Genomic DNA, 25,404 nt, shown 5'->3' on the forward strand with positions numbered 1-25,404 from the left:
CTTTACAACCATGGTATCGTCTCCGCCATCACGATTTCGGTCAATCGCATTGATCGCTTCACTTGTTGCGATTGTCCTGTTGTTCGCAGCTTGGACCGAAGCCACGCGGCCCGTTCTGGGTCCACACAGTCGTATGGATCTGGCTCGGTTCGATCGCGCTAACGATACGTTGGAATGGGTGGTCGGCACGTACTTCACAACAAGCGGACGATGTAAAGGCTGCCATGGGCATGACGTACAAGGGCTTGCCAGTGTCGATGCACAAGGCACGGATGTGAACCTTGTCGACGACTGGCGTAGCACCATGATGGCCAACAGCGCGCGTGACCCCTTCTTCAAAGCGAAAGTGAGCCATGAAGTGCTAGTGAATCCAGGGCACCAAGGGGGGATCGAAAATAAATGCCTCAGCTGCCATGCGCCGTTGGGCATGCATGAAGAACGATTGCTTGGTCATGCACCATTCAACATGGCGATGTTGGATACAAGCAAATTGGGAAATGATGGCGTTGGCTGCTTAAGTTGTCATATGCAATCGCCGGACGAATCCGGACATGTTTTCAGCGGCGATCTCGAATTCCATCCTGCGCATGTTTACGGACCGTATTTCGATGACCAGATAAACCCTGCGATCATGGAGTTCTTCGTTGATTTCACACCGGGCTATGGTGAACACATCGTGAACAGCGAGGTATGTGCGGGATGCCATACCTTGATCACGGAGACGTTGGATCTTGATGGTAACATCACGGGTGACCAATTCGTTGAGCAAGCGACCTACCATGAATGGAAGAACAGCATTCATAGTGTGAACGGAACGCAGTGTAATACCTGCCACATGCCACGCATCAATGACCCTATCATCCTTGCTGCCGAATATGCTTTCCTGAACCCACAGACACCCTTCGGAAAACACCATTTCGCGGGAGCGAACGTGCATATGTTGGAGTTGTTGAAAGCCAATCGGGAAGCACTTGACCTGCGTGCGACGGAAGTGCAATTCGATAGTACGATCGAGCGCACAAAACGTATGTTGCAGGACCGGACCCTGAACGTTCAACTAAGCTTGATCGGCCGCACTTCCGACAGCATCTTCTATTCACTTCACTTGGAGAACCGCGCTGGACATCGCTTCCCGAGTGGTTTTCCATCGCGCCGAGCCTTCATCGAGTTCATAGTACTCAACGCTGAAGGTGATACCGTTTTCAAAAGTGGCAGAACGGATAGCAGCTACGAAGTTGAAGGACATGATGCCGGTTACGAACCACATTATGATATGATCAACCGGACGGATCAAGTGCAGATCTACGAAATGGTCATGGGCGATGTGTTCGGTAACCCGACCACCGTTCTTGAACGTGCAAAAACACCGATCAAGGATAACAGGCTCGTACCTGTTGGCTTTTCTATGGCACATCCAAGTTACGATACCACGTTGATCGCCGGTGCTGCATTGCTGGACGACGACTTCAACTACGATAGCAACGGTATGGATGGAAGTGGTACGGATCGCGTTGACTATCATGTTGCGCTGAACGGAAATACTTCGGCATTGCGTGCTTTCGCCACGATCTATTTCCAACCCGTACCACCTGCGTGGAACGACGAGATGTTCAGCCATAACAGCACGGAGATCGATAGTTTTCGTGACCTGTTGGATGCAAGCGACGGGACGCCGTCATTCGTTGCCATGGATTCACTTTCCGTGGGTCCGGTGGGGATAAATGAACATATGACCGATCACATTTCATTATTCCCGAACCCGGCTGTGAACGGCATCGTTCGCGTTGAGGCGACCAAGGGTGATCGCATTGAATTGATCGGCCTATATGCCGCGGATGGCCGATCGGTATTTGTGCAAAAGACACCCATTGCGAATGGCATTGCCCTTCAGTTACCCGATGTTCCCGGCGTTTACTTCCTGACCCTCCGCATCAATGGGTCCGTGATCCTGGAACGCGTAGTAAGGCCATGACATTAGCGTTGGCATCGATCCATATCTATCCGATCAAATCACTTGGTGGCTATTCCGTTGAACGCGCTCAAGTGACACCGCGCGGACTCGAACACGATAGACGATGGATGTTGATCGACCCCAATGGTCGATTCCTATCCCAACGGGAACATGGAGAATTGGCTTGCTTGCACGTTTCCCCGACCACCGATGGAATGCGTGTGGTGGATATCCGGAACAGTGATGAGCTGATAATTCCTTGGGGGTTGGATCATGGTGAAACACTACGTGCTACCATTTGGAACGATGCGGTGGATGCTTTGCTCGCACCGCAGGAAATCAATGATTGGTTCAACGAACGGTCGCTTCCTGGAATACGCTTGGTATACATGCCCGATAGCACTGTACGGCCGACCGACCCGAATTTTGCAATTGGCCAAACATCGCTAAGCGATGGTTTTCCCTTCTTGATCATTTCACAGGTCTCGTTGGATGATCTTAACCAACGGATACAAATTGATGGTTCCGCATCCGTGATCCCGATGGAGCGCTTCAGACCTAATTTGGTGTTAGAAGGCGGCGAGCCATTTCAAGAAGATGATTGGAGCACTATCCGGATCGGTGAAACACGTTTCGAACTGGTGAAACGCTGTGCACGTTGCGTGATCACTACCACGGACCAGCGGACCGGAAGGCGTGCGAATGAACCGTTGCGGACCTTGGCCACGTATCGGAAACGTGTAACCCCGGAAGGTGCTGTGAAACTGGAATTCGGCATGAATGCTATTTGCCTGTCAGGGAAAGTGATACAAGTTGGCGATCTTGTGACCGCATGATCCACTCAATCCTTTCCGATAAAGCCACGCGACTTTACCTGATCCTCGGTGGCTTCTTCGTGGTAAATGCGATCATGGCCGAGATGATCGGTGTGAAATTGTTCCAGCTCGAAACTGTATTTGGTCTTTCGAAAGCGGACTTCACTTTACTTGGTCAACCCCACTTGAGCTTTGCACTAAGTGTTGGTGTGCTGCCATGGCCGATCGTCTTCATCATGACCGATGTGATCAACGACTATTATGGTGTCCGTGGTGTCCGTTTTCTGACATTGCTCACTACTGCACTTATCGCATTCGCTTTTCTTGTTCTTTATTTCGCTATACATATTGCACCTGCCGATTTCTGGATCGGCACCAGCGTTGAACAAGGAGTCCCGGACATGCAGGCCGCCTTCACGGCGATCTTCGGGCAGGGTATGAACATCATCGTGGGATCGTTGACCGCATTCGTCGTTGGTCAGCTATTGGACGCGTGGGTGTTCAGAAGCATCAAACGCGTTACCGGCGACAAACGGATCTGGTTGCGTGCAACCGGCAGCACGATCATAAGCCAATTGATCGATAGCGTTGTGGTGACCTACGTTGCATTCTTCGCATTCAAAGGATGGTCGTTCCAATTATGTACAGCATTGGTGCTCACGGCATACTGTTACAAACTGGTGATAGCAGTGTTAGCTACTCCATTGATCTATCTCGCACACTCCGGTGTTGAGCGGTATCTTGGCCGACCTAAGGCTGAAGCAATGCGTGCAGCTGCCCTGAGAAGAAGTGACGAACAGTGAACGATTCAGTGATCATAGAACCGATCCGAAAGGATGATCACGAAGGCCTTTTCCGACTAGTGGATAAGGAACGGGCACGGTTATCGACCTACTTCCCTGTTACGTGTTCGCGTTGTTCCGATCCGCGACATACGCGTCGGTATATCAAGGAGATATTAGCGCTCAGCGACAAGCGCGAACTGTTCTGTTTCCTGCTGCGCGATTATGAAGGAAGCGATCCGATCGGTGCAGTGTTCCTCAAGGAGTTCGATTGGAGCATTCCGAAATGTGAGATAGCCTATTTCATCAATTCGATCTTCGAGAAACGTGGTGCTACGAGCTTGGGTGTAATGTGGGCCGTGGATCATGCTTTCACCAACCTCGGCGTGGAGAAAGTATATGCCAGGATCTCTCCGGAGAATATTGGGAGCATCAAAGTAGTGGAGAACTGTGGGTTCCAACGTGAAGGATTATTGCGCCGCGATTTCCGCACAAGCAAAGGGGAGCTGCTGGATGTTTATATGTACAGTTGTTTGAGGTAATTTCTGATTCCGGATTGCTGATGCCTGATTCCTAGCATTCACCCGGACTGTAATGACCAGGCTTCGGGTGATCGCGGATCGGTCCAGAGACTCGTTGGTATAGCACTCTTTCTTTCCTTCGTCCTGCGATCTTTGTACTGTATCCCGATAATGGCTAAGAAGAAAACTCATATCAGCAAGAAAGAGCTGCTCAAGATCGAGAAGGGCGCGGTGCGTAAAGAGCAGAAGGAACAAGGTGCACTGGACGGCCGTTTCCGTGAAAAGATGGTGCCTAACAAAAAGCGAAAGGCGCAACGCAAGCGCGATAAGGATATCGACGCTGAAGACCTTTAATGCCATTTGGAAATAGAGACCCATCCAACCTGCTCGCTCTTTTCCGCCCATGCTTCTTCAAAAAATAGTTCCGTAGCTATGGCTATGCAACTATTTTTTGAATCGCCTGGTCATAAATTAACACGTGCCTTCGGCAGTCAGGTTCGCATCTTCGGACGAATCTCTATTTCCAAATGGTATAACTACGATCCCGGCGGTGTCCACTTCTCGATCACACTGGCGACCGGCTTGATCGTTCGCAAGTAATCGTAGATCGCGCCAAGGTCCTCCGTTGTCATGGAGGCATACATCATCCACGGCATGGGTGTTTGCATGTCTCCGCGCTCCCAGTTGACAGCCGGAACAACGTATGCACTATCCTGATAAAGTTTGAAGCGTTGGATGAATTGCTCTTTCGACCATTTACCGATACCACCATCTTCACTTGGGGTGATATTCGCCGAACGTACAATACTGCCATTCGGGAATTGGAACTCAAAGCCACCCGCGAGCGGCTCTCCGATCTTCTTGCCTTTTTCGGTGTGCGTGTGGCACTCAATGCATGCAGCCGCATTCGTGACGTACTCCCCATAATTCGGATCGGTCATTGCGGGCCGCGCCATTGGATGGGGAGGTTCTGGTACAGTGCGCATGATCAAATTCACGGGGAGATCGATCACACTTTCAGGATAGGGTTTCGTCTCGATCGGATCGAGGGAACGCAAGTAGGCGATGATGCTATACACATCCTCGGTTGCCAACTTGTTGTAATTCATATACGGCATCACCGGAAAGAAGGGGTGCCCATCCTTGCTCACACCGCTGGTGATCGCACGGTATATCTCGCCATCGCTCCAATTCTTCATGGTGAATGGCGTGATGTTCTTCGCGTAGAACTCGCCGGGGAACTGCATCGTGCGATCGAACTTATCGCCACCTGCGCCTGCGGTACCAAGTATGGGTGGTGCCGCGAACGCGTTCCAATCACGCTGACTGTGACAGTCCATACAAACGCACACACTATTCGCCAGATAAGCGCCACGTTCTACTCGTTCGGGCGTTACTTCCACCTTCAGGTCAGATGGTGCGTCGATGCCTGGAAGTGCTTGGGTGATGTAGGTGACACCAAGGAGCGCGATCAACACGATCGCGAGAACCAGGATCACGAGGACCTTGATAACAGTTTTCATGGGAGAGGTTTTTTTTTGAACGTGATGATCACAATAACTACGAGAACCGGTCTGTGATCCAAACGTAAATATAATGTGTTTTCGATCCGAATGCAAAACCGAAAACAACTGAACTTCACCCTGTTGAATAGTCGACCCTTATGACTCTTATCGCGAAAGCCGATCCCGCTTAGTATCTTCGGAACCGCATGTCCAAGAACATTACATCACTCAGCGGCCGGGACGGAAAGGAGTTGGACGACTCCTTATGGGAACGGCTGCAACAAGTTGCTAATTCCGGCCATGGTTCGCCATCCGGTCAAATGTTAACGGAGGTCGCACAGGATTTCCTGGTGGGTGAAGCCGTTACTTACGGCACCAGTTCATTCTATGATTTCCTGAAGCGCGACAACAAGGACATCAAAGCATACGTGTGCAACGGCAGTACATGCTTGGTGGCCGGAACACAGGATCGCGTAAGTCGTGAACTGAAGCGTCATTTCAAAGCTGAGGAGATCGGGCACATGTGTTGCCTCGGACGCTGCCACGAGAACAGCGCGTTCAACGTCGGCGGACGGAATTACAGTGGCGATGCGATCGAACACATCGATGCTTTAGTGAAGGGCACTTCGTCTCCGCAAAGCGGAAAACACCACGTGGACACTTCCATGGAACAGCCGATACTCACGGCCCCGATGCCCGCGCTTGATGCGTTCTACGTATTGTGGGAACGTGTGTTGAAAGCCGATCCGAAGGATATTCTAAACGAGATCACCGTCGCTACGATCCGCGGTCGTGGTGGTGCAGGTTTCCCGATGGGATTCAAGCTACAAGCATGTCGCGATGCAGAGGATAGAACCGGGAACGGCACGCCCCGAAAGTACATTGTGTGTAATGCGGATGAAGGTGATCCGGCAGCTTTCAGCGATCGCTATTTATTGGAACAACGCCCTCATTTAGTGCTGCTCGGAATGATGATCGCAGGTTACTGCGCCGGTGCCGATACGGGTGTTTTGTACATCCGTGCCGAGTACCCCGAAGCCGTTGCGATCGTAAAGCAAGCCGTGAAGGATATCGAAGCGAAAGGCTGGATCGGAAAAGACATTAAAGGCAGTGGTTTCAACTACCGTTTCAAGGTGATCATGGCCGCTGGCGCATATGTGTGTGGCGAAGAAACCGCCCTACTGAACAGCATCGAAGGCAAGCGTGGCGAAGTGCGTACACGTCCACCCTACCCTGCACAACAAGGGCTCTTCAACCGACCAACATTGGTGAACAATGTGGAGACGCTAGCATGTGTTCCTTGGGTGATCCAGAACGGAGGTGCAGCCTTCACAAAGATCGGTACCGAGAAAAGTAACGGCAGTAAATTAGTGAGCCTCGATAGCGCGTTCAATAGACCCGGTTTGTACGAAGTGGAGTGTGGCACACCTTTGCGGAAAGTGATCGACGAACTCGGCCAAGGCTTTAAAAAGAAAGTGAAAGCACTGCACATCGGCGGGCCACTTGGCGGCATCGTTCCCCTGAGTAAGATCGATGCACTCGGTATCGACTTCGAAAGCTTCCAGAAGGAAGGTTTCCTACTCGGTCATGCCAGCGTGTTGAGCATTCCAGAGGATTTCCCGATGGTGGAATACCTCGAGCACCTCTTCCAATTCACGGCAGTGGAAAGCTGCGGAAAATGTTTCCCTTGTCGTATCGGTAGCAAACGCGGAGAGGAGTTATTGCATCAAGCGCAAGCGAACGGAAACACCATCAACCGCGCACTCTTCAACGACCTATTGGAGACCATGGAGATCGGAAGTCTATGCGCCCTGGGTGGTGGATTGCCGCTTGGTATTAAGAATGCGCTGCAGTATTTTGATGATGAGTTGAAGGCGTATTTCAAGGTCTCAGAACCCCAAAGCCGACCATAGATGTCAGCTGCATTCAATTGTCTTGGCTCAAAATTGATCAAAGGATCGTTTTGGTGCATAGCAATTCTTGCAATACTTGCAGGTTCATCTTGCAAGAAGGACTTGGAACACATAGAGCCAACTGTTTTGCAATCAGATTCTGATTGGCCTGCACATTTATACCATCATACGGCGGAATGGCATACTTACACTGCGTCTTATGCCGTATCGCCTTCTCCAATGTGGCCAGATACCTACACGCTTGACTCAACTTGGCGAACCATTGGTGGCGATACCACTATCAATACATACACTGTCACCGACTTTTCTGGAACAGTTGGACCTTCAACTCCAAAAGTCTATCAACGTTCAGAAGTAAGGCGTAGGCGAGCATATTGGGAATTGACCAACGGTAACAACCCCAGTACCAGCGGAGGCAGCGTAACATGGTCGACATCAGTCAGTGGATTCTTCCGCCAAGACACGCTGGCCAAACGGGTTTATAGTGTAGGTTACCAGACGATTGCTCCTTATGGTGTTCTTCCATATGAAATGATCGTGTACGATTACAGTTTGGAGTTGGGTGATACTGTGCCCAGAAGTAGTTGGAACTATTATTCGAGTACGATCTATACCATTGATTCCATGGAGCAATGGTCCATCGGTAGTACCTCGCGCAAAGCATGGCACATCCAGCCAACAGACCGTTGGTTCGTGGAGGGTATCGGAGAGGTCGACAATCGTTTCGTTTATTTCCATAGTGATGTATTGAATTACGATCCTTGAACGCTCTGTGATCTGCGGTACTTGATACATAATGATAGCATCGGAAAAGAAAGCCATCCGCCAACGCATGATCGCCCAGCGCGATGCCAGTAACCCTGCCGAGCGCGCAGCACTGAGCGAGCGCATCATCACCGAGCTCGAAACGTTGATGAAAGAACGCAACGTGAAAGTGTTGCATAGCTTTCTGCCGATGGGTTCGGAAGTGGAACTCTTCCCGCTGTTGGATCGTGCTGTGAAGAATGGCATCGAAGTCTACGCCCCGAAGACCTTGAAAGGTCGCGTATTGGAAAACTACAGCTACACCGGCCAGCAACATCTAGTACCAGGCGTCTTCGGCACACGCCATCCGGCAGGCGATGAACCATACACCGGCACCTTCGACATGATCCTTGTTCCCGGCCTCGCGTTCACTGCAAAGGGTGATCGACTTGGCTACGGTGCTGGCTACTACGACACCTTCCTGCCACAACACTCGAAGGCCATGACAGTGGCGGTCTGCTTCCCATTTCAAGTGGTAGATAGCCTGCCTGTAGAAGCGCATGATCGGGCTGTGCAACGGGTGGTCACTGGGGCGGCCTAGGTGGAAGCCTTCACCGTTCATTATCTTCGTACTTACCCATGAACTCGACACCCACTTCAAAGGCTAACTCGCCTACAGCACCCACTGCCAAGACCAGCACAGCGCCTGCATCTTCGAACGCCACGAAGACTGATACCAAGGTGGCCTACATCAACGGAAAGGAAACGCCGATCATTGAAGGGGAGACCATCCTCGATCTATTGCGCCGCAACATGGGTCCGGATCCCGTTCCTACGCTCTGCGATGCACCTAATTTGGAGCCTTTTGGTAGTTGCCGTGTGTGTAGCGTGGAAGTGGCATTGGCGGGGGACGGCCCAACGAAAGTGATGGCCAGTTGCCACACGCCGGTCGCCAACGGCCAGTACATCACCACGCACAGCGAGCGCATGAAACGGCTGCGCAAGAACATCGTGGAATTGGTGCTCACGAACTACCCGACCGAGCAACTGAAGACAGAAAACCACGGTGCAAATGAATTGTACAACGTGGTACAGAACATTGGCTTTGATATCGATAGCGTTCGTTACCCGAAAGGAGCACTACCTCTGGATGCCGCCGGTCCCGACCGTGCGTTCGTGAGTGACACTACGCACCCCTACATGGTGAGCAACCTCGACAGCTGCATCAACTGTTACCGTTGTGTGCGCGCCTGCGATGAAGTGCAAGGTGAAATGGTGCTGACCATGGCCGGTCGCGGCTTTGGTAGTTGGATCGCGAAGGGCACCGGAGAGAGTTTCAACGACAGTGATTGTGTGAGTTGCGGTGCTTGTGCGCAAGCTTGCCCGACGAGCGCCATCACTGATGTGTTCCGTAGCAAGGAGACCGAGGCCGACCGCATCGTGCGCACCGTGTGTACTTACTGCGGCGTGGGTTGTAACTTGGATGTTCGCGTGAAGGACGAGAAGGTCGTGGCGATCACTGCGCCCTACGATGCCGAATCGAACCAAGGACATACCTGCTTGAAGGGCCGTTATGCCTTCAGCTTTTACGACCACCCGGACCGCATCCGCACGCCGCTCCTGAAGAAGGATGGCAAGTTCGTGCCAGCGACTTGGGACGAAGCGTACGACTTCATCACCAACAAGCTCACGCAGTTGAAGACCGACCACGGTCCGGACAGCATCGCGGGGATCAGCAGTGCGCGTTGTCCGAATGAGGAGAACTACCTCATGCAGAAATTCATGCGGGCGGTGATCGGCACCAACAACATCGATTGCTGCGCGCGTGTATGCCACAGCCCTACTGCCCTTGGCATGCAACACACCTACGGAACGGGTGCGGCCACCAATAGCATCGACGACCTCAACGATACCGATACCATGATGGTGATCGGTGCGAATCCCACCGATGCACACCCTGTGACCGGCGCCAAGATCAAGCAGCAGGCCATGAAGGGCAAGACGCTGATCGTGATCGATCCACGTCGCATCCACTTGGCCAAGTACGCGCAACATCACTTGCAACTGAAGCCCGGCACCAACGTGGCGCTACTGAACATGATGATGCACTACATCATCAAAGAAGGTTTGGTGGATCAGAAATTCATTGACAACCGTACCGAAGGCTACGCCGAATTCCGCGATCATTTGTTGGCACTGGACATCGACAAGATGGAAGCTGTTACAGGTGTGCCACGCGAGCAAGTGCGTGCTGCAGCGATCGCCTACGCGACGAGTCCCGCTGCCATGAGCTTCCACGGTTTGGGTGTTACCGAGCATTCACAAGGGACCTTCACCGTAATGCAGATCGCCGACCTCGCGATGATGACCGGCAACATCGGTCGGCGCGGTGTGGGTGTGAATCCGTTGCGCGGACAGAACAACGTGCAGGGCGCGGCCGACATGGGTGCCCAGCCGCACCAAGGCGCAGGCTACCACGAGGTGGACGACATGGAGATCAACAAACTATACGAAGCGCACTACGGCGTGCCCGTGCCCAGCCACATCGGTTACAAGATCCCCGAGATGTTCAACGCCGCCATCGATGGTAGTTTGAAGGCGCTGTGGTTGATCGGTGAGGACGTGGTGCAGACGGACCCGAACACCAATAAGGTGATCAAGGCCATGGAAAGCTTGGAGCTGCTGGTGGTTCAAGAGCTCTTCATGACCGAGACCGCTCAGTACGCCGACGTGATCCTGCCCGGCGCAAGCTTCCTGGAAAAGAGCGGAACCTTCACCAACGGTGAGCGCCGCGTGCAACGTGTGAACGCTGTTGTGGAACCACTTTCCGGTACCAAGCCCGATGGCCAGATCATCGTGGACATCATGAACCGCATGGGTGCCAAAGAGCCCGACTACCATCCGAGCTGGGTGCTGGAGGAGATCAGCCGCATCGTGCCGTTCTTCAAAGGAATTCGCTGGGAAAACCTCGGCGAGAACGGCAAGCAGTGGCCTGTAGCCGAAGACGGCACCGACACGCAGATCCTGCACGGCACCAGCTTCAAACGCGGCCTAGGAAAATTCTTCGCTCCGGATTGGATCGAAAGCAAAGAGGTGAGCGAACACGGCAAGGAATATCCTTACATCATCACCACCAACCGTGAGCTGGAGCACTACAACTGCGGCACCATGACGCGCCGTACGCGCAACAACGATATCCTTACCGAGGATGTACTAATGATCCACCCGGATGATGCCGCCAAGAACAACATCGCTGAAGGCGATATGGTCTGCGTGGAAAGCCCGCGCGGTAAGGTGGACATCAAGGCCCGCATCACCGACGAAGTGAAGCCCGGCATCCTCAGCAGCACCTTCCACTTCCCGGAGATCATGCTCAACATCATCACCAGCGATGTACACGACACCGAGGCGCTATGCCCGGAATACAAGGTGGTGAGTTGTAGGATACGGAAAGCGAAGAAGGGGCATTTGCGGAAGGCGGGGGAGGTAGTGGCTTGATTAATTGAAATGAAGAGTCCAAGTAACCAACATAGACCTATCTGACACAATCCATTCAGACTAACCTATCGAATTTTTTTTCAAAGAACTATCGCACTATATGGAGAATCTCCTAACCACAAAGGTCGCCATACTATTATGTATTGGCATGGTGGTTTTAATCCTTACAATCTGGTGCTTGAATAGAGTACTCAAAAAAAACAATACATACATAGTACATCCGGAAAAAACCATCGTATCTATTTATGAGCGATCACCGAATGGGGTTTCCTCTCCATGGACTGAGGCAATAGCATCGGCAATAATAAATACGTCGGTTGATTCACTGAGTAAGACATTAAAGGCAGTAATTAAATCTGACTCCAAGTCCTACCAAGCTCAATATCAATTCAAAGCCTCACGTGAAAAGATCTATTACAACACTGGCCCAATTGTAAAGCTTTCAAGGCTTGACGAAAGGATAAATGAACTGAAAAGACAAATTGAAGAAAAAATCAAATTTGAAGCAACCGCCGACAAGTCCGCTTTTGAGTTAGACGCACAAGACCCGGGTGCTGTGGATCAGTTCAACTCCATAAAGGAATTAGACTTACCAACGCTAAAGGGTGAGTTAGAATCGAATATTGCATTTCGCCAATATCACACTCCTTTTGACAAGAGCATAGTAGGATTAATCGAACTCAAGCGGGTTATTCTCAATAATGACACCCAGATAGTTGCTTGTACAATCAAACTAATTCCAGTTAGCAACATGGAGGGAACCTTGACAAAATTCAAGCTCTGGAGCGTGCAGTTTGATTACTTGAAATGTCGCTTGGACGTTTGGCATAGATATTTCGATGTAGACATGCTGATTACTCTCAAGACAGTAATTCGTGATTCAACAGGTGTGTACCGACAGGCATTACTACTTCAAGACATGATTAGTCTTGCTGGAATTCGAATGGGAAAGCTTTATGGCCATGACGAACTAAGCCATATTGAAACCCACTGGTTTCAAGCGATTCCCCAAATGTCAAACACAGTCATTTCTATGGAAGGTCAGCCAGATAGAACAGTGTTAGACTCAGGGAATTTCACCATAGTAGTTGACGTAACGGAAAGAAAGTCTAGGGCTGGACTGACCAACTAGAAACTATTGACTTGCGTATTAGGTCCTTTCCCGAGTGCACTATGGAAACGTTAGGGTGTGATGGAAGTATGAACTAACTCGTCCGCTCCCTTGGATTGATGCGGGGCGTCAAAGTCTACGTAGAAAACCCGCATGCGAAGGCGAAGTCGACATCGTTAGCAGCACCTTCCACTTTCCGGAGATCATGCTCAACATCATCACCAGCGATGTACAGGACCGTGAAACGCTTTACTCCAAGGACTAAGTGGTTAGTTATCCGGTTAGGAAGTCGAAGAAGGCACACTTAATAAGGGAGCGAAAGTTTAAATTTGAACAATGCGCGTTGTCATTATCATAGCATTCGCGATCTCGTTTATTATTAGTGGTTGCGCAATGTTCCAATCGCGGGTGAATGATCAAACGAGCACTCTCCGGACCAGACCAACCGATCCTGTCTGGGACCTTGAGCTTTGGGAACTGCCTGCCGCAAGCGCGAAGGACTTCGCACCCCCGCTGGAAGATTTCCAGGACTCGGGACGCTATTATTCTTTCCAAGATCAGATCATCTCGGCCATGATCAACTACCATGTTGACAGCATTAGAATCGCCGCAAACAGATCCTCATCTCGAAAAGAGTTGGACGCATGGTATGCGACCGTGCGGCCACATCTTTTCGATTCGCTCAATGCCAAGTACCCGTGGAAATACCACCGATTCGAAGGAGAACTTCACTTCACGAATGATACCACTTGGCGTTGGCTCGGCTATCAGGACAGCTTTGAAACATGCCAGCGATCCATGACCTTGGTTCAGCTTCTGAAGCCCGGCCATTGGTATCTATTCGTTTTCGATAGCGAGGGTCCGACGCATACGATCGGAAGAGGACATTACGCGGAGCGGCGTGTAAGTTTTTATTTGGACCCACAGCGCCAAGTTCTCCATTGGAGTAACACACGGAAACGGGTTAAGAAGATGAGGATCGTTTAGGGAACGCACTTTTCGGAGGATCTGCTCAATTACATTCCTACACTAGTCGGCAGGCGGAACCACCGCTCTTCCCAAATACCTTGCTGTTGGGCGGGCGCTTTGCAATGCTATTGCGGTAGCCAGTATTGTTGTATGGTGGACGGAGTGACGGGGTACGTGCTGCACAAACGCCGTTGTGCGTACCCCGTCAGCCCCGTCCACCCGTTAGGTGCTTGTTGGTGAATTGTAGTTGGGGTGAGACCTCCTGACTGAGTCGATCCTACTTCACTTCTTTTGGTCCTTACCGGGTTGTTGCTTGCGTACATCCGTGCGCACCTTGTACAGGCGCTCGCTAAACCCACCGTTCTCTTCGAATTTGCGTCCCAGGCTTTGCAGTTGGCGATCGCTTAGCCCAAAGGCCACGTTGGCCAAAATGAATCCGATGTTCCCAGCGATCTCCGGTGTGCTGCGCTCCGGGAAACGGGTGTGCACGTCGCGGCCCCAGCGTGCCACAGTATCCACATCCGTGAAGCGCTTATCCACCAACTCTTGGCGGATGGGATCGTTGCTCCCCCATTGCTTCAACTTGTTGTGGCGGAGAAAGGCGGTGTAGTCCTTCTTCAATTCTTCAAGGCTGGCCTTTGCGACATTCGTTAGATTCATCTCCAACTTCTTGGAGGTCGCACTAAAGACAGATCCCTCTGTGATATTGCGGCTGCCGCTGCGTGCGGCCTGCACCATTTGGTCATTGGTGCGACTGCCCGGTTCGATGTAGCGCTTCACAAAACGCACGGTAATATCCAAGACCAATTCGGCTACTTGGTAGCTCTTCAGCTTTTCGTAACCACCGCTTTTTCCAAAGACCTTACTATTGGGCGGGCGCTCTGCCATAGGTCCAAGGTAGCCAGTAATCTTGTACGGTGGACGGCGTGAAGCTGCGCCCATGCTGAGGCTACAGCCCAATTCCCCGGCGAAGTCCTTGCAGGCATTGTGCACGCTTTCACAAAGCAGCATTACAACTTTCAGCTGGGGTGCGCGGCTCCGCATCGGGAGCATCGCGAAAGTGGCTGAGCAATACGCACCCTGATCTCACTCACCCCCTCTTACCACCATGAAACTCCGATCCTGTTGTTTGTTGGCTGCCGCAGCGCGGAAATGGTATAGACCATGCGGTAGGTCGCCAATGGCGATGGTCACGCGGTCTGTCCCATTGCTCCGCTCGTGCCTTACACATTGGCCCTGGGTGTTGAAGATCCAGAATTCTTTTGTGGCACCGCGTGGGAACTCCACCACGAGCATATCATCGGCCGGTACAGGATAGATCGCGCCGATAAGGTCGACCTCATTTTCGGGCACACTGTTCTGCAAACAACCCGCTGGCAGAAATGCGCATTGGCTGGCCGGGGTAGCGAAGATCAACTCGACCACATCCATGTTCACCGGTTGCGTGCCACTGTTGTTCGGCGGTTCCCCCGCGCTATTGTAGTACAGGTTTATGTCTCCGAAACCGATCAGCCCTCCATTGTTCCCGGGCAGATCCCCCGGCAGGAACCGGAAACCGAAATTGCTGCAAACACTAATGTCCGGAGTTGCTCCCGAAAGTGTAGCGGTCGCCATCAGCGCATTCGCTGTTGGTAGTCCGTCCATGCACTTGTACGCACTACCTATAACGTCTATGCAATCCAGCAGCGAAACCGCTTCCCAGCCCGGTAGTTCCGACACCCCAGAAAAGGCGATGTTCAGTTCGCTATTCGGCGTTACCGCCAAACCGGTAACGGCGCTTACAATGTTAGCGGCGCTCAGGGAGGAGTTGGTACAACAATCCACCTCATATTGTAACAGCACTTTTCCGCCATCGCCGATGAATTCCTGCACTTGCGGTGCGAGTGCCGTCCGGTCCACATTACCAAAAAAACAGAGCCAGTCGTACCCGTTCTCCGAGTCGATGCATGTAGACACGAAGCCAGCAGGTAAAGTGAAGACACCCATCATGGATACATCCACCGTATGGCCTAAACTCTGGATCGCGGCAATGAGTGGTGCATCCGCAGAATTATATCCGATGGCGTTCATAATGTACACACGATCGGCTTTTGCGTGTGTTGCAAAGGCGAAGGCGCATACCGCCAATACTAAGGTCCGTACGATGCGAGTGTCCATGTTCAATAGATCTTATGGCGCCAAACTACGGCGATCCGAGGTGTCCGGAGCGCGGTGCACCGGAATATTATTGAACTTCTGTTGAGTGTTCACCTGCTCATCTATTGACAACCCTGCGACACGAACGCTTTTCTTGATCTTCCTGTGCAAAACTTCCTCATGCGAACATAACCGAACTTTGTCCGCTTGTGATTAAGTTGCCGAAATACAATTGACGGCTATACCGTCAAGTAAAGGAAGATGACAAGTGTAGAGATCTGTGCAGGTGCCGGAGGTCAATCATTAGGGTTGGAACGTGCTGGCTTTGGGCATGAAGCGTTGGTGGAGATCTCGCCATCTCATTGCCATCTGTTACTTTAAGGTCCTAAAAGCGTGCTATGACCGCCTTGCTCACAGACACGATTTGATGGTTGCTACCATCCATGCACTCGTTGCATTGGGCGGATCCGGATCGATTGAAGAAATACGAGAAAGGGTGATTGAGTTATTGGCCGTTCCGGACGAAGTGGCCAACCTACCTTATACGACAAAACGCGGGAATGTAGATGGCCGAACAGAGTTGGAGTACAACTTGGCCTGGGCACGCACCTATCTGGGACAGATGGGATATTTGGAAAATTCGTCGCGAGGAGTTTGGAGCTTGACAGCGAATGCAGCAGATCCAAATGCGATTATGGACCTGCGCTTCAAGAAAGAACTTAAAGGCACCATTAGTGACCTACAAAAGCAAAACGATTGGAAACAAGATCTACTGAAGCTCCTGTGCGAAACCATGCACCCATCGGCCTTTGAACGTTTAGTGCAGCGTATGCTTCGTGAAACCGGCTTTGTTCAAGTCGAAGTGACCGGTCGCACCGGTGATGGCGGTATCGATGGTAAGGGAATTGCAAAGATCAACGGCATCCTAAGCTTCCATGTGGTGTTCCAATGCAAACGCTACGCAGGGTCAGTAGGTTCAGCGGAGATCCGCAATTTTCGAGGGGCCATGCAAGGTCGTGCAGACAAGGGTCTTTTCATCACGACTGGTTACTTCACTCGCGAGGCGATCCGTGAAGCTGTACGAGATGGCGCAAGTGCGATCGATCTTGTAAATGGAGATAAGCTTGCCGAGAAACTAAAGACCCTAGGGCTTGGGGTGAAAGTAGATTACATTGAAAGTATCACGCTTCAACCTGAATGGTTCAAGACAATTTGACATCTTCCATGGTTACCCTTCACTTCACATATTACGAAATCATTGATTCCGACTGGACTGCAATCGACATCACCGTTTTAGAGAACGACCAACCAGTTTCTGCGTTCCGGAACTACGCACCTGAGATGTTGACCAAAGAGATCTATGGTAATCAATCAGAAGCCTTTCAACTCCCTGATCTCAGAACGGCATTGACAATGATCCATAGTAACAAGTCCTATCACGAGTGTTCAATTAGAAACGCCGTTGATTGACCATTCGCCGCTTAGCAATCCAGCAAGAAGATTTCACTCACGGACTAACACTGTTTTTGCGAACGGTATTCTGGTAAGCAACTATGAAGCGCTTCACTCAGGTTTACGTTCCTGGAATAGTGAGCAACCGATCTTACATGCTAGCATCAGTTGCAAGTGGACACTTCGCAGCGACTGTGCACAGAATGCAAGGTCGGAAGGACTGAACCTAGTGAGGAATAGGAAAGGGCGGCTGCCACATGTTACCGTAAAAACAGGCGAGCCAACACCCGATCGTATCGCATCCATCGCGCTGGGCACAGGGGATATTGACCTTGTTTACCACTTCGCTCTGTACGAGCTTTTGGATACGGTCCGGTCGCTCGTAATGAGTGATCATGAAGACTCGATCAACACAATGATCGAAGGAAGACGGCTAAGGGATATATCGGATCTTCTGCTGGATCTGATCGTCTGATACCATTTCTCATTAGCAAGTTAATGCTTGATCGATTGAATGCGATCAACGTCAGTATCGGTAGTAAAACACGCTTTTGATCACAGCAGATCCAACACAAATTCGGGTCTTATTACATGATCCTGTAAATTGTAACCGATATGAACCCTGCTACAATGCCTGATAAACTCCCCCGCATCGCACCAGCATCCTTTAACTTCTTGCGTGATCTCGAGAAAAACAACGACCGCGATTGGTTCACAGGAAACAAAGACAAATACGACACCGCGCGGACGAATGTGATCACGGTGGCCGATGCGTTGATCGAACGGTTACGCACTCACGATAGCATTGCTACTGAGGACGGGAAGAAATGCCTTTACCGCATTTATAACGACACCCGTTTCCACAAGGACAAGCCACCGTATAAGACCTGGTTCGGCGGCAGTATTGGTCGCGTTAAACCTGCACTGCGCGGTGGGTATTACTTCCGCCTTAAGCCAGATGCATCATTTATTGCTTGCGGTTTTTTCGCACCGGAACCTGCCGATCTGAAACGCATCCGGATCGATATCGACCAGGACCTGAATGCATGGCGAAAATTGCTTAAGGCCAAAAAGCTGAGCGATACGTTCGGAGACATACTGGGCGACGGCGTGAAGACCGCACCGAAGGGTTACGCACAGGATCATCCCGGTATCGATCTGTTGCGTATGAAGCAATTCCTGTTCCGGCGAGCATTGACCAACAAAGAGGTATTAGCGCAGGATCTTGTAGAGCGCATGGATGAGATCTATAGAGCGATCCGTCCCTTCTTCGATCATATGAGCGAAGTGCTTACTACGGACGTGAATGGTGTTAGTTTGTTGCGAAGTCCAAGGAAGCGCTGACCCTATTACGCAATATCACTAGTGGGTAAATGACAATATGACCAACGTGGGCCGCTCGACTACAGCACGGGTCCGTTGTTAGATCCATGTTAAGTACACATTAATTTTCAACAAGTTTGCTGGAATCGCTCATTACTATCCTATTTTTAAGCCATGGGATCGACCATTAACTCTCCTAATGTGTTATCGCAGGACCAGGAGTATTCCACTCTCTTTTTTGACACCATTGCGCGTTCCAAAAAGAGAAAGTCATCGTTCGTTCCCGGAAAATTGCAGGTCGCTAAATTGTTGAGATTGCGGAAAAGGGTCAATAGGAGCACGGCAGTGTCAGAACTCATTTGTTCAGCTGAACCTGCATCGAAGACCTCGCGTGTGCGTTGGGTCCATTTCCACTTCTACGAGCAAGGCACCAAAGTTCCAGAACCGCAATTAGTGGGAGATCCGGAACGGATCCTTTTGTTCTATCCAACCGATCAGTTCGACAACATCCATGCGCTATTGCGTTCCCGCAAGGACCAGTTCTGTTATTTCTGGCAAGCTGCGGATGCGTCCCAGGTAAAGGCCTGGTTGTTCCAACCGTCTTGATCTTCAACCGATCGGCGCATAGGTATTGTACCGATCGCCGCGCAGGAACCCGATCAATCGCAAGCCACTTTTATCAGCAAGTGAAACGGAAAGCGAACTGGGTGCCCCAACCGAGACCATGACGGGAATTGCCATCATCACGCATTTCTGAACAAGCTCGAATCCTGCACGGCCACTTACGAGCAGGATCTTTTTTTCTCCGGTGATCTTCAATTGTGCCATGGCACCCGCGATCTTATCCACGGCATTGTGGCGACCAACATCCTCGCGAAGCAAAAGCAACTCACCTTCGGTATTGAAAAGCGCAGCCGCATGAAGGCCACCTGTATGCTTGAATGCGAACTGTGCCTTCCGCATGGTGACCGGCAATTGAACGATCAGATCCGCAGCAGGTTCCTCGAAAGGGACCATCGGGATCCTGCAAGTCGTGAACACGCTATCGATACTACTCTTTCCGCATACACCACAGCTGCTCGTGGTATAGAAATTACGTTGCCATTTCTTCGGATCCAGATCCACATCCGGATGCAGTTCCACCCGCACCACATTCCCTTTCTCTTCTTCTTTCACGTTCTGGCACACCACCACTCGGATCACTTCAATGGCACTCTCGATCAGCCCTTCGGTCAACAGAAAACCGAGTGCCAGCTCTTCATCATGTCCTGGTGTGCGCATGGTAACGCTTAACCGGAATTCCGAACGGTCATGTTCCGGTCCATGGCCCAAACGGATCTCCAACGGTTCTTCCACTACGACAAGATCAGTGGACGGCATTGCGCTGCTCCCCTCGGTGCGCAACAGTTGAACAGTATGTACGGGAGTCCTCATGCGATCAATTTCCGGTAGCTGCAAGACTTTTTCTTCGCCATACGATATCGTGCCTGAATATACAGTTCAGGTCGATCACGAAAGGTTGCAAACGGCCTTTGCGATCAGGTAAGAAGGGTTCATATCCATGACCTACAAGTAGATCCACGATGTGCTTATTCTCGGCGCGACTTTGATCCACGATGTTCGTTGTTTCAACCAAAAGGTGATCAACCCGTTGCGCTGAAAGCAATTTTTTCGCGCCTTGGATCGCGATGTGTTCAGCCCCTTCAATATCGATCTTCATGCACGCGATCCGATCGATGCACGCTTGTTCCGCTGCATCATCAAGGCTGGTGGTCTCTACTTCATAGACGTTATCGTTCGTACCCGCGGTACGTTCATGGAACAATACACTAAAGCCACTTGAGATCACCCGTGGCGTATCCATGAAGGGGAATGTTCCACTTTCATGCATTATCGCAGCATTTCTCAACTGCACATTCGTTGGTAATTCCGGATTGTTCCGCATGATCTGGTCATAGCAAATACGCGATGGCTCGAACGAAATTACGCGTCCCGTGTCTTTCACGAGACCGCTGACAACAGCCGTAATGTAACCGATGTTCGCACCAAGATCGAAGAACACATCACCGGGCACCAATGTGCGACGTAAAAAGTTCAAGAATTGTTCTTCGTAAATGCCATAGTACATATGCCGGCATGTCGATAACCGATGATCGATCTCTATCGCGACCCCATTGATCGATATCATTTCGATCGGCGGATCCGGAGCTGCCCATTTCCCGATACGGTCCGCGATGGTATGTCGCCCGCGTATTCCTAGTACAGGAAGAATACGCCTCAACGTTCGCCGGATCGCTTTCTTCAACATGGACATTCCGTATTCAGATAGACCAACTCCCTATTTCCGTTCGTTTCTGCGCCAGCATGTCACAAGATGATCATCGACCATGCCCACAGCTTGCATGAACGCATACACAATGGTAGAGCCAACGAAACTGAATCCGGCCTTTTTAAGGTCCTTGCTCAGTGCGTCACTGATCGACGACGTGGCCGGCACCTGAGATATTGATGTCCATTGATTGACCTGTGGGGTGTGATCCACGTAGTTCCACAAGTGATCGCTGAACGAACCTTGTTCTTTGATCCGTAGATAAGCATTTGCGTTCTTAACGACCCCTTGGATCTTGAGCCGGTTCCGGATGATACCCGGGTCCTTCATCAATTGCATGATCTTCTTCTCATCGTAGCATGCGATCTTCTCTGCATCCCAACCATCGAATGCTTTGCGATAGCTTTCCGTACGGATCAGGATGGTATACCAACTAAGGCCGGCTTGGGCACCATCCAAGCAGAGCTTCTCGAAGAGCTTGGCATCATCGTGTTCCGGGCGGCCCCAGATCCTATCATGATAATCCTTGTAGATGTCATCCTTCAAACACCAAGGGCATCGTTCGCGTTCCATAGCGCCAAATTATATCCTTTCGCATAACCGTTCCGCTGACACCAAAAGAAAACACCGCCAGATCCGGGTTACCGGAACTGGCGGTGCGTTATCTATCTGTTAGTACTCAATAGGCGACCATGAACCGTTGTGTGGTCCGATATTCACCGGAGGTCGCTTCGATGAAATACGTTCCGTACGAAAGTTGCTCCTGAAAGTCCATCGTGGAATAGTAGATCGTTCCCTGCACTGCTTTCTGTTCCTGATGCACGATGCGACCACTTACATCCATTACACGGATCATCAACGGTGCTTCCAACTCGGTCTGAAGGTCAATGCTCAAGTTGATCGATGAACCAGTAGTCGGGTTCGGCCAAACGGTCAACGCCATGGCCTGTTCTGCTCCGATCAGAACATGTACCGGGTTCCCCGGAGGCGGTGCCATCATGGAACCGGCAATGGTAACATCACATGCTTCGCCATACGGACAATACGTAACTCCGTTATCATAGCTTACCGCTACACTGACCTGATAGGTGCGACCTGGGACAAGAGCTGGAGCTCCCAAATTCAATGTGCGGATGTAGTTGTTCGAGACCGATTCCCGGTCATAGCCATCTGCTACGTTCACGAACTTGAACTTGTATTTGTTCGCACCACGCAATGGTTGTGCGATCACGCGCTGAGCCAATGACCGTGTAACGCCGCATGAAAAATGGACGCTTGTAGGATCCCAGACCAATTTAGTGGAAGGACAATCCGCTGCACTTGGATCGATCTTGAACCGACATGCTGGACCCCACGGTAAAGCAACGCCAGCTACATGACCACGAACCCTTACATTCATCATTACGCCACTTGGAATATGGTTGGCAGCACTCCAGTTGTTCACGCGCAGATGGCATGCACGTAGTTCTGCATTGCCGTATAGGTCATTGGTCGCATGACTCAGGAATCGACGGAACGAATAACTGCCATTGGGATCAAAGAACCAATACTCATATCCACTTGTGGTGTTGGTGATGCCAAATTGTGCGGAAACCAATGGGTTCGCATTGCAAACAAGATACTCACCGGATGGTGTCCAATCCACCTTGTCCTTCAATAAGAAGAGAAAGTCATCCGTACCCATTTCGGTGGAGAAAGCCTGATCACCCATGATCGCACTCACCGATCCGTTCGTGAAGTTGTTGCGGTTGTCTATGATCCGCTTTCCGTTACGATCGGTTAGTACATATCCTCCATTCGCGATGCCATCACCGGCACTGTCGAACACCTTCAGCTTATAAGATCCAGATGGCACACAACAGCCGGTCTGGACGGTGGAATTATCGGCCATGCCAGTTCCTTGACACACCGGATATGTATAACCATCGGCGATCAATTGCCAGGATGTCTGCGATCCGATCGCGTCCGTCTCGAACGTCAATTTCAACTCTTCCGTACAACCGGATTCAAGTTTCGCTACCATGCCCCTGGCAGTTCCGTTGTAACTGCTGAATCCACCTAACACAACGATATCCCCTTCGGGTAGGAATTGCGTGTCGTACACCCAGTTATTGAACCCGGTGCCAGTCAGAAAATCAATGTCCTTTGAACCGTCACTATTCAATAGTGCGATACGGTTCGCGCTAACGCCATTGTATGATGTAAAATCTCCACCACATAGAATTCTACCACCCGGTTGTGTATCCAAGGAATATACCCAACTATTGAACCCAGCTACAGGCTTGAATGTCGGATCCACGGCACCCGTCTCAAGGATGCGAGCTACTCTGGGGCGGCTTGCTCCGTTGTAATCCGTGAACGGACCACCAATGATCAACTTACCATCAGGTTGGATAGCGAGTGCGTAGCCTGGAGAATTAAGACCTGTGCCGGTACTGAAAGTTGGATCGTTGGCGCCATCGGCCAATAAACGCGCAACTCCATTACGTGAGGTACCGGAGATTGTAGCAAATGAGCCTCCGATATACACTTTACCGTCCGTGGCCACTTTCATGCAGAGCACAGCAGCATCGGGTCCAACACCTGGATCGAAGGTCAGATCCAACGTCCCGTTCGAATTCAATCGTGCTATCCTTGGGCGTGGTATGCCATTGTATGACGTGAACCATCCTGCAACCATGATCCTACCCGACGGCAATACATCGACGGCCGTTACGATCCCGTTGAATCCCAAGCCTGAAATGAACGTCAGGTCCAAGGATCCATCGGAGTTCAATCGTGCAATGCTCCGCTGTAGAACGCCATTGTAGCTTGAGAACTGACCACCAATAATGATCTTGCCATCGGGCTGCATGGCGATCTCGTTGACCGTACTGGAGGCCCCAGTACCAGGATCGAACGAGGTATCCAAAAGGCCATTTTCGGTCAAGCGTGCGATGCGTTTACGCGATGTGCCAGCGAACCCGGTGAATGTGCCACCGATCACAAGCTTGCCATCAACCTGAACGGCAGAACATGATATCCGGCTATTGGCACCGGGGCCGTTGGCATAGGAGGTGACAAGGTCACCTGCCTGAGCAGTTAATAACGTTGGAATGGCGGCGACAAGGAGGGAGAGAGAGAACGTCGCAGACCTTTTACGGGTTTTGATCTGTTTCATTTTGAATATGGTTCAACCGTTGGCTCTCTTAGGTTAGGTTTGGATAGATGCGCTTGAACGGTAGGCATTTTACGCAAGCCTACCAGAATAGTTTCATTGCCGAAGAATTGACCTTTTGCTTGTCCGGTGCGGATTACGTTATCAACCTGATCCTTCGTTCCTTTGTAGCATGCCAAGCCGTACAAAACCACTGATCGACACTCATGATCGCTTGCACAGGAGCTTGCGGTTGAGTATCGTGGATAAGTGCGACCTGCGCTGCACGTATTGCATGCCTGAAGACCAGGTCTTCCTGAAGCGCAAGGAGCTTATGACCCTGGAAGAGCTCGGCACAATCGCTCGCATTTTCGTAGAACAGTTCGGTATTACCAAGATCCGGATCACCGGTGGAGAACCACTTGTTAGACCGGATGTTGTTGAAATTGTCCGAGATCTTTCAACGCTCCCGGTCCAATTGGGGCTTACCACGAATGCTCATACGTTGCACCATCATCTGGATGGTCTTATTGCTGGTGGGTTGAAGAGCATCAATATCAGTCTGGATACGTTCCATGTGGATCGGTTCAAGCAGATCACAAGGCGTGATGGCTTCCAGCGGGTATGGAACAATATCCAAGCGGCCCTAAAGAAAGGTCTTCGCGTAAAAGTGAACATGGTGGTCATGCGTGGGGTCAATGAGGACGAATTGGTACGTTTCGTGGAACTGACCCGCGACCATGATGTGCATGTCCGTTTCATTGAGTTCATGCCCTTTGCTGGAAATCATTGGGGGCGTGAACGTGTATTCACCTACGCTGAAATGTTGGAGCGCATTGGCATTTCCTATCCATTCGAGAAATTGAATGACGACCCGCACAGCACAGCAAAATCATACAGAGTGCCGAACTGGCCAGGAACGTTCGCAGTGATCAGCACGGTAACGGAACCGTTCTGCGGCACATGTGATCGGTTGCGCATTACTGCGGAAGGCAAAATGCGCAATTGTTTATTCTCGCGAGAAGAAACCGACCTGTTGAAAGCCATGCGCAGTGGAGCAGACCTTGGCCCGTTGATCGAAGCAAATGTATTGGCGAAGCATAAGATGCTCGGCGGGTTACCACCTTTCAAGGCCGCTTCCGAAACGGAGGTATTGAACCACCTAAGTGCTCGGCCAATGGTGAGCATTGGTGGGTGAGCGCAATTAAGTCACACCACT

The 25,404-nt window shown here is 51.0% G+C and carries 23 protein-coding genes and 1 pseudogene; 17 read left to right on the plus strand and 7 right to left on the minus strand.

Annotation, left to right across the window (positions count from 1 at the left end):
- The first annotated feature begins 10 nt into the window (after positions 1 to 10).
- From IPF95_02430 to IPF95_02450, 5 genes are all read left to right on the plus strand, one after another.
- A complete protein-coding gene (locus IPF95_02430; GenBank protein MBK6473550.1) occupies positions 11 to 1,972 on the plus strand; it encodes a T9SS type A sorting domain-containing protein in 1,962 nt (653 codons plus the stop codon).
- Positions 1,969 to 2,787 carry an MOSC domain-containing protein gene (locus IPF95_02435; GenBank protein MBK6473551.1) on the plus strand — a complete coding sequence of 273 codons (819 nt, stop codon included), beginning with the start codon at positions 1,969 to 1,971 and terminating at the stop codon, positions 2,785 to 2,787. Before IPF95_02430 ends, IPF95_02435 begins: the two co-directional genes overlap by 4 nt.
- Complete coding sequence (locus IPF95_02440) at positions 2,784 to 3,569, plus strand: queuosine precursor transporter (GenBank protein MBK6473552.1); 786 nt, start codon at positions 2,784 to 2,786, stop codon at positions 3,567 to 3,569. Before IPF95_02435 ends, IPF95_02440 begins: the two co-directional genes overlap by 4 nt.
- Positions 3,566 to 4,090: a GNAT family N-acetyltransferase gene (locus IPF95_02445; protein ID MBK6473553.1), complete on the plus strand. Its 525-nt coding sequence runs from the start codon at positions 3,566 to 3,568 to the stop codon at positions 4,088 to 4,090. Before IPF95_02440 ends, IPF95_02445 begins: the two co-directional genes overlap by 4 nt.
- A gap of 150 nt (positions 4,091 to 4,240) precedes the next feature.
- Complete coding sequence (locus IPF95_02450; protein ID MBK6473554.1) at positions 4,241 to 4,423, plus strand: hypothetical protein; 183 nt, start codon at positions 4,241 to 4,243, stop codon at positions 4,421 to 4,423.
- A 182-nt stretch (positions 4,424 to 4,605) separates the two neighbouring features.
- On the opposite strand, the gene IPF95_02455 is transcribed toward IPF95_02450, so the two are convergent.
- Positions 4,606 to 5,592 carry a c-type cytochrome gene (locus IPF95_02455; protein ID MBK6473555.1) on the minus strand — a complete coding sequence of 329 codons (987 nt, stop codon included), beginning with the start codon at positions 5,590 to 5,592 and terminating at the stop codon, positions 4,606 to 4,608.
- 188 nt (positions 5,593 to 5,780) lie between these two features.
- Between IPF95_02455 and IPF95_02460 the strand changes: the two genes are divergently transcribed.
- The 6 genes from IPF95_02460 to IPF95_02485 all read left to right on the plus strand — a co-directional run bounded on the left by IPF95_02460 (position 5,781) and on the right by IPF95_02485 (position 13,827).
- Positions 5,781 to 7,487 carry a formate dehydrogenase gene (locus tag IPF95_02460; GenBank protein MBK6473556.1) on the plus strand — a complete coding sequence of 569 codons (1,707 nt, stop codon included), beginning with the start codon at positions 5,781 to 5,783 and terminating at the stop codon, positions 7,485 to 7,487.
- A gap of 219 nt (positions 7,488 to 7,706) precedes the next feature.
- A complete protein-coding gene (locus IPF95_02465) occupies positions 7,707 to 8,252 on the plus strand; it encodes a hypothetical protein (GenBank protein ID MBK6473557.1) in 546 nt (181 codons plus the stop codon).
- Positions 8,253 to 8,283: 31 nt separating this feature from the next.
- The gene (locus tag IPF95_02470; GenBank protein MBK6473558.1) at positions 8,284 to 8,832 is read left to right on the plus strand and encodes a 5-formyltetrahydrofolate cyclo-ligase; all 549 of its coding nucleotides are present in this window, start codon (positions 8,284 to 8,286) and stop codon (positions 8,830 to 8,832) included.
- 38 nt (positions 8,833 to 8,870) lie between these two features.
- On the plus strand, positions 8,871 to 11,729 hold the full coding sequence (fdhF, locus tag IPF95_02475; GenBank protein MBK6473559.1) for a formate dehydrogenase subunit alpha: 2,859 nt from the start codon (positions 8,871 to 8,873) through the stop codon (positions 11,727 to 11,729).
- A 100-nt stretch (positions 11,730 to 11,829) separates the two neighbouring features.
- Positions 11,830 to 12,861 carry a hypothetical protein gene (locus IPF95_02480; GenBank protein ID MBK6473560.1) on the plus strand — a complete coding sequence of 344 codons (1,032 nt, stop codon included), beginning with the start codon at positions 11,830 to 11,832 and terminating at the stop codon, positions 12,859 to 12,861.
- A 315-nt stretch (positions 12,862 to 13,176) separates the two neighbouring features.
- On the plus strand, positions 13,177 to 13,827 hold the full coding sequence (locus IPF95_02485; protein ID MBK6473561.1) for a hypothetical protein: 651 nt from the start codon (positions 13,177 to 13,179) through the stop codon (positions 13,825 to 13,827).
- Between the two features lie 264 nt (positions 13,828 to 14,091).
- Here the strand turns inward: IPF95_02485 and IPF95_02490 are convergent, their stop codons facing one another.
- Both IPF95_02490 and IPF95_02495 read right to left on the minus strand, forming a co-directional pair.
- Positions 14,092 to 14,697 (minus strand): four helix bundle protein, encoded by a 606-nt coding sequence (locus IPF95_02490; protein ID MBK6473562.1) that lies wholly within the window; start codon positions 14,695 to 14,697, stop codon positions 14,092 to 14,094.
- A 198-nt stretch (positions 14,698 to 14,895) separates the two neighbouring features.
- The gene (locus IPF95_02495; protein MBK6473563.1) at positions 14,896 to 15,966 is read right to left on the minus strand and encodes a T9SS type A sorting domain-containing protein; all 1,071 of its coding nucleotides are present in this window, start codon (positions 15,964 to 15,966) and stop codon (positions 14,896 to 14,898) included.
- Between the two features lie 240 nt (positions 15,967 to 16,206).
- Here IPF95_02495 and IPF95_02500 point away from each other — a divergent pair.
- The 5 genes and pseudogenes from IPF95_02500 (at position 16,207) to IPF95_02520 (ending at position 19,326) form a co-directional block, all read left to right on the plus strand.
- Positions 16,207 to 16,320: pseudogene (locus IPF95_02500) on the plus strand (DNA cytosine methyltransferase).
- Positions 16,277 to 17,161, plus strand: a complete 885-nt coding sequence (locus IPF95_02505) for an Mrr restriction system protein (protein ID MBK6473564.1) — start codon at positions 16,277 to 16,279, stop codon at positions 17,159 to 17,161. The pseudogene IPF95_02500 and the gene IPF95_02505 overlap by 44 nt, the downstream one beginning before the upstream one ends.
- A 204-nt stretch (positions 17,162 to 17,365) precedes the next feature.
- On the plus strand, positions 17,366 to 17,872 hold the full coding sequence (locus tag IPF95_02510; protein ID MBK6473565.1) for a hypothetical protein: 507 nt from the start codon (positions 17,366 to 17,368) through the stop codon (positions 17,870 to 17,872).
- A 155-nt stretch (positions 17,873 to 18,027) separates the two neighbouring features.
- Positions 18,028 to 18,741 carry a DUF2461 domain-containing protein gene (locus IPF95_02515; protein ID MBK6473566.1) on the plus strand — a complete coding sequence of 238 codons (714 nt, stop codon included), beginning with the start codon at positions 18,028 to 18,030 and terminating at the stop codon, positions 18,739 to 18,741.
- 153 nt (positions 18,742 to 18,894) lie between these two features.
- Positions 18,895 to 19,326, plus strand: coding sequence for a hypothetical protein (locus IPF95_02520; protein ID MBK6473567.1), 432 nt, complete (start codon positions 18,895 to 18,897; stop codon positions 19,324 to 19,326).
- A gap of 3 nt (positions 19,327 to 19,329) precedes the next feature.
- Here the strand turns inward: IPF95_02520 and fdhD are convergent, their stop codons facing one another.
- The 4 genes from fdhD to IPF95_02540 all read right to left on the minus strand — a co-directional run bounded on the left by fdhD (position 19,330) and on the right by IPF95_02540 (position 24,209).
- Positions 19,330 to 20,154 carry a formate dehydrogenase accessory sulfurtransferase FdhD gene (gene fdhD, locus IPF95_02525; protein MBK6473568.1) on the minus strand — a complete coding sequence of 275 codons (825 nt, stop codon included), beginning with the start codon at positions 20,152 to 20,154 and terminating at the stop codon, positions 19,330 to 19,332.
- Positions 20,155 to 20,158: 4 nt separating this feature from the next.
- Positions 20,159 to 21,028: an FkbM family methyltransferase gene (locus tag IPF95_02530; GenBank protein MBK6473569.1), complete on the minus strand. Its 870-nt coding sequence runs from the start codon at positions 21,026 to 21,028 to the stop codon at positions 20,159 to 20,161.
- A gap of 30 nt (positions 21,029 to 21,058) precedes the next feature.
- Positions 21,059 to 21,622: a DNA-3-methyladenine glycosylase I gene (locus IPF95_02535; protein MBK6473570.1), complete on the minus strand. Its 564-nt coding sequence runs from the start codon at positions 21,620 to 21,622 to the stop codon at positions 21,059 to 21,061.
- Positions 21,623 to 21,728: 106 nt separating this feature from the next.
- Complete coding sequence (locus IPF95_02540) at positions 21,729 to 24,209, minus strand: T9SS type A sorting domain-containing protein (GenBank protein MBK6473571.1); 2,481 nt, start codon at positions 24,207 to 24,209, stop codon at positions 21,729 to 21,731.
- A 169-nt stretch (positions 24,210 to 24,378) separates the two neighbouring features.
- Here IPF95_02540 and moaA point away from each other — a divergent pair, with 169 nt between their 5' ends.
- A complete protein-coding gene (gene moaA / locus IPF95_02545) occupies positions 24,379 to 25,383 on the plus strand; it encodes a GTP 3',8-cyclase MoaA (protein ID MBK6473572.1) in 1,005 nt (334 codons plus the stop codon).
- The last annotated feature ends 21 nt before the right edge of the window (positions 25,384 to 25,404 follow it).

The sequence above is a fragment of the Flavobacteriales bacterium genome, assembly GCA_016704485.1.
GTDB lineage: Bacteria > Bacteroidota > Bacteroidia > Flavobacteriales_F > PHOS-HE28 > PHOS-HE28.